The following is a 12,479-nucleotide window of genomic DNA, read 5'->3' on the forward strand; positions in this document are numbered from 1 at the left end:
GCATATCAGGGAAGATATGACGCCCCATATCAGAAGGGATAGCACTGATCTGTTTGTAATCTGTTATTTTACATTATATCCGGAAATAACCACCTTTCCCTCATTTCCTCTGGTATCTTCGTCTTTCCAGCTCATACGGACTTCCTTCTTCTCGCCCGGAAGCAAAGAGAAGTAGTTGTCGGAATAGAATACCGGCAGAATCTGCTGGCCGTCTTTACCGCCAACGACATTCAGGCGGATCATCAAGGCCGGAGCAGAAGTCTTGTTTTCGATAACGGACACGGCGCTCCAGGTTCCGTCTGCATTCTTATCCACTGTAGTAGTAGATTCCAAAGCGACTTTCGGCAACTGCTGCAAATCCTGGTAGTTGTTCTCTTCCAGGCTGCGGTGGTAGAAGTTGTCGGAGATGACTTTGCCATCTTCGGTCAGCGTCATCTTGATGAAATGGACCTTCGACAAGTTCTCCGGGAATTCCAGCTTGATACACTTGTCGGTCGTATCTTCATTGCTGTCGACAATCGTTTCCTTTTCCCAGGCTACGGATCCATCCATATTCAGGATCTGTACTTTTGCCGTCAGGCCCTTATGCGTACCGGCGCTGTAGTTGACCACTTCCACCTCGTCCGTTGCCGGATTCCACTGGATATGCAACGGCTCGGAAGCCTTCTTGATAGCAAAATAGGCGGCAGTCGGCTCGAAATAATAATCATACGTCTGCCATACCATTGAAGGCCAGCAGGAATGGCTCATCCACATCAGCAGACCTTTGCGGTTCTGGCTTCTGGACTCGAACAGGCTGCGGTGGCCGTCGTAGTTCACCCACTGTGCCAGTTCGGCAAACTCTTTCGCACTCTGCGGTTCGCCATACCCTTTCGCGATGATCTCGTTGAAAGAGGTGCAGCCCTGCGCCCCTTCGCGGGTATAGTCGTGCATGCCCCATTCGTTATCCTGCGGCCAGATTCCTTTCGGCGAGAAAGTGCGGAGCATGCTTTCGTAGGTCATGACGTTCGGCATGCCTCGTTCGCTATGGAACTTGTCGTTGCCGGTCTTCAGCGTGAAATATTCTTTTGCCGGAAGCATACGGTACGGGCCGTGGCCGCTCACCACATCATCGGCCGAGCTGGAGATATAATGGATATCCGGATGGTCTTCCGAGATGATACGGCGCAATGCCTTGTCGATCTGTTCGGGCGGGAATCCTTCGTTACGTCCGCAATAGATTCCGATAGACGCATGGCTGCGAATCCGTTTCACATAATCTTCCGCATTGGCGATAAACATTTCCGGATAATACGGATCAGGTCCGTCGGCCGGGTTGGCCAGCCAGAAGTCCTGCCAGATCATGATACCGTGGCGGTCGCAAGCCTCATAAAGCTCCTCGTCGCCGATCATGCCGACCCAGTTACGCATCATCGTAAAGTTCATATCGGCATGGTAAGCCACGGCAATATCATATTCGCGGCCGCGATAGTTCAAATTCGATTCACCGAAGCCCCAGTTACCGCCCCGTCCGATAAAGCGACGGCCATTGATAAAGAGGCTCAGGATATGATTATCCTCATTGAATGTCATCTGGCGGATACCGACTTTGAAGTCTTTCGCATCCGAAACCTTATCATCCACTTTAAAGGTGAAGTTGGCATCGTAGAGGTTCGGCGCGCCGTAACCTTTAGGCCACCACAAGCGCGGGTTCTCCATCTTCAGTTGCGGGAAGTCCTTGACATCGAAAACGACCGTCTTCTCTTCTCCCGCCGCCAGGGAAACAGGTTGCTGGAATGTGATATCTCCTACTTTGCCTTCCAACGTACCGTTCACCGTATTGGCATCGTGGTTCTTCACGATCACCTCGGCAGTCAACGTAGCGGAAGTCGTATCGGGCAACGGCAAGACAGACGTAACAAGCGGATCGGCCACCGTCACCTTCCCGGTTGAGGTCAGGAAGACATCGTTCCAGATACCGATATTACGGCCGCGAACCGTCGGAATCCAGTCCCAACCGATCGTTGCGTGGAAGGTCGGGTTATCAGCCCCTAAGATTCCGCCGTTGAAGTCCGTGCTCTGTTTGTTCTTTTCCTTGATCGCCCCGATATGGTTATTCCGGATGATCTCTACAGCCACCACGTTCTTGCCCAGAACGACAAGATCCGTCACATCGAACTTGCCTCGCATAAAGGCGCCTTCGATACGGCCTAATTTCTTTCCGTTCAGATAGACATTCGCTTTCCAGTTGATCCCGTCGAAGTTCAGGAACAGTCGGTCCTGCTTGAATCCTTCCGGCACTTCAAACTCGTCGCGATACCAGAAGTTCGACCAGAAGAACGATTCGGACACCTGCAACTGGTTGTCCGCATAGTTCGGATCGGCGATTGCCCCGATGTTCTTATAACTGCTCAGGACTGTTCCAGGCACTGTCGCCACGATCCAGTTCTCCGGCTTGAACCCCGGAGTCGAGATCTCTTCACCCGAAGCGGTCACTTCAGAAGCACGCTGCAACTCCCAGTTGCCGCCAGACAAGATAATCTCTCCCTTCGAAGCGGCAGGAGCAGCCACAGGCTGAGCCACCAGTCCGCCTTTCCCCATTACTTCCACTTCGCTCAGGATGTAACGGCTGTCGTTCGCCGGCTGTTGCATCAGGATGCGCACATAGCGGGCATTCTGTTTGCCGTTCAAAACGATTTCATCTTTCAGGCCGTCACCACCCGGCAGCTCGGCCGCATCTTTCCACTGCACGGCATCATCCGACACCTGCACTTTCCCTTTAACGGCTTTGTTGATCCAGTGCAACACGACCTTATCGAACTCCGACATGCTGCCGAGGTCCACATACAACCATTCTTCACCCGTAGTAGCACTCATCCAGGCACTGTTGAAGAACTGGGAGGGTTTCATTTCCACTAAACCACCGTCCTTATCCATGAAATTAGCTTCCGTAAACACCCAATCGTGTGCGCCTGCCATCTTCAGCAGCACGCGATAATCGGAGTAGGCATCTTCGGAATTGAAAGTGATCGTTTCATTCAGTTTGCGGACCGGCATGGTTGTTTCTCCCGTCTGTTTGTTCGGGTCGGTCACCACCACCCGTCCGGAGAGCGCCTGACCGGGCAGGCCGCTACCGCTCAGTTTGCCGATTTCCGTCCAGTTCTTTCCGTCATTGGAACCCTGGCAGATGATCTCGTAACCGCCTTTCGACACGTTATCGTCATACACGACCGTCCCTACCAGCGACAGTTTACCGGCCGCTTTGCTATAGTTTGCCAGCGTAAACCGGAAATAGGTATCTTCGCCGGGAAAAGTATTCCGTGAATACGGCCCTTCGTCGATCATCCATTCGCGTTCGCGTCTCGGAACGTCTCCATCGGGAGTCGAGAGGTTCAGGTACTGCGGCTGCTTGTCCGTCACGATGCCGTCCGTCGCCAACTGTGCCACTAAGTTATAGTCATGGCTGGAGGAGGCAAAAGCCGATCGCAACCGGGCAATATTCCGGTAAGTGGAAGGATCCGGAGCCAGAGAAGGTGAAAAATCCTCCTTCGGGTCGCCCGGATACTGTCCGATACCACGCGTATAATAATCAGACCGTTCGAATGATTCGGCCGTAGGGTTTGTTCCGCCGCATCCCCAAAGAAGCAACGATGCCATCGCCGCCCCGCAAAGGGTAAGGACGTTCTTTTTCTGTTTATCCAAAGTCTTCATTTATGAAAGTTTGCTTTATTATTTTGTGCTTTTTGACTACTTAACCCCTTACTTGAAAGAAGTTTGCACAAACTTACGGAAAAAACTACTATTTACATAGGAATCACCGTTTTTTATGTATCTTTGATCCCATATACAGGATTCTTCATGAAAGATTACAGATATTATATTACTTTGCTAAAACAATTCAAATCCAAATAGCCAGCCTATTTTAGAAACTTCCTGTTTCCATCATCTTCCAATACTCGCATTTGCTGAATGGCAATCTGATTGAGCTTGACGAGCCGCTCTCCCTGTGGAATGCCTTGGTGGATAAAAACTGCATTGAGGTTTTCCATATTCGAGAGGCAAATGAGTTCGTTTACGGAAGCATAGTCGCGGATATTTCCTTTCAGTTCAGGATTCTGTTCCTGCCACATCTTTGCTGTCATTCCGAACATAGCCACATTCAAGACATCGGCTTCATTGGCATAGATAACGCTTGCCTGTTTAGCGGTTACTTCCGCAGGTATCAGGTGTTGCCGGATTGCGTCGGTATGGATGCGGTAGTTGATTTTAGACAGTTCACGTTTGGCAGTCCAACTAAGTTGTGCCTGCTCCTTTTCTTTCAGATGTTGAAATTCTTCAATTAAATAGAGTTTGAACGGAACACTGATTGCCGTACCAAACTCAAACGCAATATCTTTATAAGCATACGTTCCTCCATAACGTCCTTTCCTAACAACAAGGCCGATGGCATTAGTCCTTTCAATCCATTCCGACGCACTCAATACAAAGCTCGGCAACCCTGCCTGCATTTTAAAGTGGTCGAATTCGACCACTTTAAAATTAGGATTATGAATCATTTCCCACGTACCGAGAAACTCAATCGTATATCGGTTACGCATCCAATTCTTGATAATATCGGCAGCGCGGCTTTCACTATTCTTCGCATTTGCCATGTCTGTAAGCGAGATGTAGTCATTATCATTATATGCAACAACAGTAATCTCCGTATCCTGTACCGTAATTTTTGCCATGTCTTATTTGGTTTAATAGCTACAAAGCTATCTTAAAAACAGGAGAACACAACACTTCCACCCATCTTTTTCGATTATTCTTCCCCAAAGGATAGTAAAGGAATAATCCCTCCGTAATATTTCAGTAATAACTTTAGTCGCTCCGGAGGTTTGCCGTCCGCTACATTTGCGATCAGACAAACACTCTAAAACGATTAAGGTTATGAAACGAATCCTATTATCCGCAGTTCTTTTATTGGCATGCGGAGCTGCACAGGCCCAATTCAATATCCGTGTGTACAACATGAACGAAGTGCTCAAGGCGAAACCCATCGACAAGGTATTGTTCACCGCCCAGTACGAACTCTCCTTCATCGGCGACACGGCCCATGAGGACAGGCATATCGACGAAACGATGATGTTGAAGGTTGGCGCTAAAAGTTCCCTGTTCTACAGCTATGCCCGTTTCCATGTGGACTCGCTTATCGAAATAGACAAAGCGACCGGAGCCTCGCAGGAGATCATCAATGAACACATGAAACAAGGCAACAGCCAGGTGAACTACCAGATATACAAAAACTACCCCGAAGGCAAACTGACACAACTCGACCCCATCGCCGCCAGCAACTTCCGTTCGGAAGAAAAGACAGAACTTCCCGTCTGGGAACTGCACCCCGACACGGCAACCCTCCTCGCCTACACCTGCTACAAAGCGACCTGCCGGTTTCGGGGGCGTAACTACGAAGCCTGGTACACCCCGGAAATCCCCCGCAGCGAAGGCCCCTGGAAACTGCAAGGACTGCCCGGCCTGATCCTGAAAGCCTCCGACAGCCGGAAACACTACACCTTCGTCTGCACCGGCATCGAGAAAGCCCACAAAGAGGAAACCATCCTGTTCGCCGGAAGCGAGTACGAACCGATCTCCCGCAAAGACCTGCTCCGGGTGCACGAACGCTTCGCCGCCGACCCGATCGGTTACCTGAAGGAAACCTCCCCCGGTATGCAGATCATCGTCAAAGGGGAAGACGGACAGCCGATACACCCGAAGAACACGCCTTACAACCCGATAGAAAAAGAGTAACAGAAACAAGTACAAAACAATGAAGAGCCTCCTGTATATATCCATTCTCCTGCTCACCGCCTGTAGCCTGTCTGCCCAACAAACCATCAAAGGGATTGTGACCGATGCCGGAAACGGCCGGCCGGTGGATGCCGCAGCCGTGCAGATACGCAAAGCCGGGCGGCAGTTCCCGCTAACTTACACCCTGACAAAGGCCGACGGAACCTTCACCCTCTCGCTCCACCAGACCGACGACTCGCTATCCGTCCACGTCTCGCTATTAGGATATAAAGCGGTCCGGCAAAAGATCACCAACGGGGCAACGCTCCACATCCGCCTCGAACCGGAAGTTTTCACGCTGAAAGAGGTAGAGATACGTCCGGGGCGCGTCTACGGGCGGCAGGACACGATCAACTACGACGTGTCGCAATTCATCAGCCCGAAAGACGAAACGATCAAAGACGTACTGAAGAAACTGCCGGGCGTGGACGTGGACGACGACGGGAAAATCTCGTACAACGGGAAAAACATCAGCCAGTTCTACGTGGAAGGAATGGACCTGACGGGCGGGCGGTACAACCAACTGACCAACAACCTGCAGGCGGATGCCGTCAAGAGCGTACAAGTACTGGAGAACCATCAACCCATCCGCGCCTTGCAAAAGAAGCTGACGACCGAAAATATCGCGATCAACCTCAAACTGAAAGACAACTTCCGCGACCGCTGGATGGGCACGTTGGAAGGAGGTCTGGGCGCTTCTCCCCTTTTGTGGGAAGGCACGGGCAATGCCATACAGATCAGCCGGAATAGCCAGTCCGCCTATATCTATAAAGGGAATAACCGGGGGAACGATGTAACAGACGAACAGAACGTACTTACACAAACAGGAGCCGAAAAGGGAACAGGCCCTTCGATCCCGTCATTCCTTTCGCAGCCCTCCTTCTCCGCACCGCTGAAAAAGGAACGGCTGCTCTTTAACAACGTGCATTCCCTTTCCGGCAACCGGGTGTACAAGCTGGACGAAACGACCCAGTTACGCCTCAACGCCAACTACCTACATGATCTCACGCAACAGGAAAGGGGAAGTGTCACCCATTATTACCAGGCCGAAGATACGGCTACCTTGGCGGAACAAAGCAGCACGCACATCCGCACCGACCGGGCGGAGGTGGCGATGAGCCTGGAAAACAACGCCGAAAGCCATTACCTGACAAACGACTTCAACCTTTCCGGAAACTGGGAAAGAGGCACGTCCCGTATCTCCGGCGCCTCGTTGGTCAACCAACGCATCCGGACACCGGACATGGGCATACGCAACTACCTGCAAAACATCCGGACACGGGACAGATACACGCTCGAACTCCGCTCCCTGCTCCGCTATCACAATCTGCCGGCCCGCATTCTGATAGACGGGGACAAGCAGACGTTAAACTTGCAACAGCTTTATCTGGACCATTCACTCGCTTTCCTGCGCAAGAAAAGGAGCCTGACACGGCAATATACAGTCGGCATAACGGGCGATCTCAATTCGATCAGGAACGGGACAAGCCTGTATTTCAAACCGAACTACCAATGGAACCTGCACAAATGGAATCTGACGTTCCATCTTCCGCTCGTATGGACCACCTTCCCGGCAGCCGGCTTTTCCCGGTTGGCTGCCAATCCGTTCCTGTACATCAACTATAAGTTCAACTACGCCTGGCGTTTCTCCATCCATGCCAACTATAACGAAAACTACGGAAACATCGCCGACCTGTACCCGGCTGCCTACCGCACGGACCACCGCCATTACCGAATGAACAACGGGATCATGCCGGTGAACCGCACGCAGAGCTATTCGCTGTACGGAGAATACAAAAATACGGTGCGCGAATTCTTCGCCACCCTATCGCTCAACCACAACCGGAGATGGTCCGACCGTATCTTCGAACAGCAGATACAGGACGGGCAAGTCGCCCTTGTCTCCCACCGCCTCTCCAATCATTCTTCCGGATGGACCGTGAAAGGGACGCTCTCCAAAGGCCTTTACGATTACGGGCTGAAGACTTCGCTCACTTATCATCTTGGCCGTAGCGAGGCGGAACAGCTGAGTGCCGGCGAACGGTTGCCCTACCGATACGATTTCATGCAATACGAACCGAAGATCATCTGGACACCTGTCCGCAGCTTCTCCGCCAGCTACCAGGCCACCATCCACCTCGGCAGATCCTCGATCGGTACGAACACACGCCTCGATCCGCTTCTGAACATCGTCCGAAAGCTCCAGCTCTCCTACGAACTTTTCCCCATAGAGATCAATCTCTCGGCAGACCATTACCATAATGACGTCAGCCGTGGCAAGGCGGTCAACGCTTTCTTCGCCGACCTTTCCTTCCGGTGGAGGACAGGGAACTGGCAATTTGTAGCCGAAGCCACCAATCTGTTCAATAAGAGGCAATATAGCTACACGCAGTATTCCGCCACTGAAAGCTATACCTCCTGGATCGATATCCGCCCGCGGGAATTCAGGGCGTCGGTGCGGTACAAGTTCTGAATGTTAAGGCGCAATATATTGCACATTACGCTTGTTTATTCCAAATTCTATACCTATCTTTGTTCAAATATGTAATATATTGCACAATGAGCATCGGTGAACAAATAAAAAAGAGACGCGCTGTGCTGAAGATCACCCAGCAAGATCTGGCAGATTTCTCCGGAATAAGTCTGCGTACTATCATTGCAATAGAAGATAATTCCGGCAATCCTTCCTTATCTACACTATCCAGAATAGCGGATGTATTAGGACTGGAAGTTCAACTGGTACTAAAAGCGGATAGTGAAGGATGAGAAAAGCAGAAGTTTTCGTAAACGACCGGCTTGCCGGTATACTGATAGAGAAAGGTAAAGGCAGCTATCAGTTCAGTTACACAAAAGAGTATTTGGAAGAGGCCTCTGCACCGGCTGTTTCGCTGACGTTGCCCAAAAGGCAGGAGGCTTATCAATCGGATTACCTGTTTCCGTTCTTTACCAATATGCTGGCGGAAGGAAGTAATAAAGAGGTACAATGCCGGTTGCATAAAATAGACAAAAACGATTTATTCGGTTTATTACTGGCCACAGCCGACACAGATACGATCGGAAATGTATTGATAAAAAAGATTGCAAAATGAAAGATATCCATGTATGTCCGTCCACTTTGAAGGCAGGCTTTCAAACCTATTGTCCCGCTGCAATAAAAAGCCTGTTTGCCGGAATAAAAGTCAGTCACCAGACCGACTTTACCATTTCGGAAGAGAATACAATCAAAGAACTGAATGAAAATGTAGGTAGACTATCTTTATCAGGCGTTCAGGAAAAATATTCTGCCGTCATCAAAGATGCCCGAATTACCTTGACCCCCCAGGGGATGCAAGGAACGTATATCATAAAACCCGCACCAACAGACCGCCGTATCAGAAACCGGAAGCAACTGCCTGCAAACGAGAGCCTGACCATGCAAATAGCCCGCCAAGTCTATAAAATCAGCACTGCGGAAAACGGAATGTTCTTTTTCAGTGACGGTGAACCAGCTTATCTGACCAAGAGATTTGATGTTTTACCCACTGGCAAGAAGCTGGCACAGGAAGACTTTGCCTCTTTAACCGGTAAAAACGAAACAACTCATGGCGCAGATTATAAATATACAGGAACTTACGAAGACATCGCTAACAAGATCAAGCAATATGTAAAAGCCTGGCAAATCGAAACAGCCCGCTTCTTCGTACTTGTCCTATTCAATTATCTCTTTTCGAACGACGACGCACATCTAAAGAACTTCTCATTGCAACAAACAGAAGACGGAGATTACATATTGACACCTGCATACGATTTACTGAATACTTCACTTCATATCAACGAAGGCGACTTTGCATTGCAAGGCGGCTTATCCGAGCAGATAGAAAGATCAGACGTTTACGAACAAAAAGGGCATCCCTGCCAAACGGATTTTATCCGCTTCGGTAGACAGATAGGACTTCCACAGAACATAATAGACAAAGCTATCAAGCCTTTTCTTGAAGAGCAGGCCAAGGTAAAAGAACTTATTGCCAATTCTTTTCTGGATGAGAAGTTAAAACGAATGTATTGGAGCAGTTACACTGAAAGGCTCAATCGGTTGAGAAGATCAAGCAATCACAGCCAATGAAACGAAAAGCGAACAACTACACAGGAGAAATAAAGTCGGGGGACTTCAACCTGACAAAAGGGGAGATCGAGAAGGCGGAATGCTGTTATCCATTACGCATTCAAACCGAAGAGTCTCAATCACATACATTCCATACCCAACTGATCAAACTCCTGGGGATGACGTGGAACTGGCAACATTGCTCGACACAGAATACGACCTATACCATTTCAGCGAAGTTATCCAAGATGAAACCTTCTCGTTCGACTACAAACTAAAGAGCGGTCCCCTTTACCAACGCAACACCATCCGTTTATTGGAAATCAACGGCTTCCAGCCAGCTATCATCCGGGAGGCTTACCGGATGATAGAGGATTATTTTTCCACCAACTTCAATCCGGCCGATCTTATGGTCTGGATCTCAACAGTCCACGGATATGCGCATCCATTTCTTCCGCGATAAAAGGCTTTTTGATATAATTATTGGCTCCGATCTGATATCCCTCTATCACATCTTTCGGGGTGACATGGCCGGAAGCAAATAAAAGAGGCGTATCGCCGTCTATCTCCCGTATTCTGGAAACCATCTCCCTGCCATCCATTACAGGCATCTCTATATCGGTCACGATAATGTCCGGATGATGCTTTTTCCAAGCATCCAGCCCTTCTTTTCCATTGTTAGCAATGATCACTTCATAGCCTCCGATCAAATCTTCAAGAGATGATTTCACCATGTAGCACAAGCTGGCATCATCTTCCACCAATAACAGCTTAATCATACTATTTCAATTGTTTGGATTAGTATAGGTAAATAAATCGTAAACTCGCTGGATTGACCTTCGATACTGAACACACGGACTTCCCCGCCATGCGCTTCGGCCACCCGGTAGACATAGTTCAGCCCCAGGCCGAAACCGGCAGCTCCCCCCTTACGGTTCCGGTCGATAGCTGCCGCCCGCTCGAACTTCTCGAAAATCTTTTTCTGATCTTGGTGCGAGATACCGAATCCGTTATCTTTCACCCTGATCCATGTATAAGTATCATCCGAACCGACCGAAATATCGATCCGGACGGAATCTCCGGAATATTTGATGGCATTGTCGATCAGGTTGCTGATCGCTTCTTTCAGAAACTCTTCGTCACCATATACCAGTTCTTGCCGTATATCGGTAGAAAACAGAGTCTCTTTACCCGCTTTCACCGAAAACTTCTCTATCAAATCATTGATAACCGGGGCAATCCGAAACTTCTTCTTATCAAGCTTCAACTTTCCACTTTCTATCTTTGACAGAGTCAACACCTTATTTGTCAAAGCCAACAAATGAGCGACTTCATCCTCCACAATCTGAAAACTTTTTTCCCGTTTTTCCCCGGTCTGTTTATTACTATACAAAAGACGGAGTCCCAACTGAATCGAACTAAGAGGAGTCTTCATATCATGAACCATTGCATACGAAAAATCTTCCCGTAGCTTGGCGATTTTGTTTTGAAAAAAGATTACCTTGATTTGATAGACGATACAGGCAGCAACAAATACCATTATAAGGGCTGTGGCAATCAATATCAGCCCCATTCGTTCGAAGATTGTCACATAAGGATTCAATATTACAGCTTGGATGCCTTCGGAGCCGTCTTGCCGGATGGGGATGATCTCTGTTTTGATAGAACCCAAAGAAGATATGCCAGAAGAACCGGCAGATTGAATTACAGACTGATCCTTCATATTTATATAATTCAGAACTATATCTGTTTGTATATGCTGTTCTTTTAATTTAGAGGTATAAATACTATCTAATTGGGACATATCAATAGGGAAACCCCATTGGATCAAAGATTCATGCAAAGGGACAATCATTTTCGTTAGATTTCCTGCGTCTTCTATGGGACCAGATAATATTTCTCTCGGCTGATCAGAATCTGGCATGCTCTCTACCCTATATATTACCTCTAATTCTGCAGAGACCCAAAGTTGCTCTTCTGCTTTCTCCTTGATATCATTCCACAGAAGTATATACATATTATATAACCATATTATCTGCAACGATAATATCGCTAATAAGCCTAATGCCGTAATAAATTTTACTATATATACTCTTTTCATGATATTCATGCCGCAAATATATAACATTCCGATAATATTAGATAACCTTTTGATAACATATTTGCATTTTAAACAGCCATATCTTTGCAACATCAAACAAACAAAATAGCATTAACATAAAATAAAAAAACATGAAATCTATCGATTTTTTATTTCAAGAACTTACAAAGAAAGAACAACAAACAATTTCAGGAGGGAGTTCAACAGAAGAAAAAGGTATCTACAAATGGGTCTTAAAAAATGGGAAACTTGTCAGGATATTAATTTCTTAACCTAACGATAACGTACGGTTAACATTCGAGGCAAATCTGCCACCCTATCTTTGCAATATCAAAAACGAACAAGTAACATTCAAAAACATGAAAACAATACAAGTCATAATCAAGAAGCCCGATCCAGGAGGCTGTAAATATCCGGTTCTTCTCTATGTCCGGCAATGCTGCCCGGTTCTCCGGATCCGGGCAGCAGAAAGAATCAAACAAACAGAGA

10 protein-coding genes and 1 pseudogene are annotated in these 12,479 nt (G+C 48.2%); 7 read left to right on the forward strand and 4 right to left on the reverse strand.

All coding sequences use genetic code 11. The features are described from left to right. Nucleotides 1-63: 63 nt before the first annotated feature. Together ACW6QF_RS10150 and ACW6QF_RS10155 are read right to left on the reverse strand one after the other, a co-directional pair. Nucleotides 64-3,690, reverse strand: coding sequence for a glycosyl hydrolase 2 galactose-binding domain-containing protein (locus ACW6QF_RS10150; RefSeq protein WP_456087724.1), 3,627 nt, complete (start codon nt 3,688-3,690; stop codon nt 64-66). Nucleotides 3,691-3,896: 206 nt separating this feature from the next. Continuing rightward, the gene (locus ACW6QF_RS10155) at nt 3,897-4,709 is read right to left on the reverse strand and encodes a KilA-N domain-containing protein (RefSeq protein WP_456087725.1); all 813 of its coding nucleotides are present in this window, start codon (nt 4,707-4,709) and stop codon (nt 3,897-3,899) included. Nucleotides 4,710-4,911: 202 nt separating this feature from the next. Between ACW6QF_RS10155 and ACW6QF_RS10160 the strand changes: the two genes are divergently transcribed. The 6 genes from ACW6QF_RS10160 (at nt 4,912) to ACW6QF_RS10185 (ending at nt 10,167) form a co-directional block, all read left to right on the forward strand. Beyond that, nucleotides 4,912-5,769, forward strand: coding sequence for a GLPGLI family protein (locus ACW6QF_RS10160; RefSeq protein WP_456087726.1), 858 nt, complete (start codon nt 4,912-4,914; stop codon nt 5,767-5,769). A 19-nt stretch (nt 5,770-5,788) separates the two neighbouring features. Continuing rightward, the gene (locus tag ACW6QF_RS10165; RefSeq protein ID WP_456087727.1) at nt 5,789-8,281 is read left to right on the forward strand and encodes a carboxypeptidase regulatory-like domain-containing protein; all 2,493 of its coding nucleotides are present in this window, start codon (nt 5,789-5,791) and stop codon (nt 8,279-8,281) included. A gap of 86 nt (nt 8,282-8,367) precedes the next feature. Then, nucleotides 8,368-8,574 carry a helix-turn-helix transcriptional regulator gene (locus ACW6QF_RS10170; protein ID WP_298553974.1) on the forward strand — a complete coding sequence of 69 codons (207 nt, stop codon included), beginning with the start codon at nt 8,368-8,370 and terminating at the stop codon, nt 8,572-8,574. Next, a complete protein-coding gene (locus ACW6QF_RS10175) occupies nt 8,571-8,897 on the forward strand; it encodes a HipA N-terminal domain-containing protein (RefSeq protein WP_456087728.1) in 327 nt (108 codons plus the stop codon). The genes ACW6QF_RS10170 and ACW6QF_RS10175 overlap by 4 nt, the downstream gene beginning before the upstream one ends. Next, nucleotides 8,894-9,910, forward strand: a complete 1,017-nt coding sequence (locus tag ACW6QF_RS10180) for a type II toxin-antitoxin system HipA family toxin (protein ID WP_456087729.1) — start codon at nt 8,894-8,896, stop codon at nt 9,908-9,910. Before ACW6QF_RS10175 ends, ACW6QF_RS10180 begins: the two co-directional genes overlap by 4 nt. After that, nucleotides 9,907-10,167: a hypothetical protein gene (locus tag ACW6QF_RS10185; RefSeq protein WP_456087730.1), complete on the forward strand. Its 261-nt coding sequence runs from the start codon at nt 9,907-9,909 to the stop codon at nt 10,165-10,167. The genes ACW6QF_RS10180 and ACW6QF_RS10185 overlap by 4 nt, the downstream gene beginning before the upstream one ends. A 135-nt stretch (nt 10,168-10,302) precedes the next feature. Here the strand turns inward: ACW6QF_RS10185 and ACW6QF_RS10190 are convergent. Next, nucleotides 10,303-10,668: pseudogene (locus tag ACW6QF_RS10190) on the reverse strand (response regulator transcription factor); the annotation flags it as partial. Next, a complete protein-coding gene (locus ACW6QF_RS10195; RefSeq protein ID WP_456087731.1) occupies nt 10,665-11,612 on the reverse strand; it encodes a sensor histidine kinase in 948 nt (315 codons plus the stop codon). The gene ACW6QF_RS10195 and the pseudogene ACW6QF_RS10190, both read right to left, overlap by 4 nt. Nucleotides 11,613-12,121: 509 nt before the next feature. Here ACW6QF_RS10195 and ACW6QF_RS10200 point away from each other — a divergent pair. Continuing rightward, entirely contained in the window at nt 12,122-12,262 is a 141-nt protein-coding gene (locus tag ACW6QF_RS10200; protein ID WP_456087732.1) for a hypothetical protein, read from the forward strand. The last annotated feature ends 217 nt before the right edge of the window (nt 12,263-12,479 follow it).

Source organism: Parabacteroides sp., assembly GCF_977054455.1.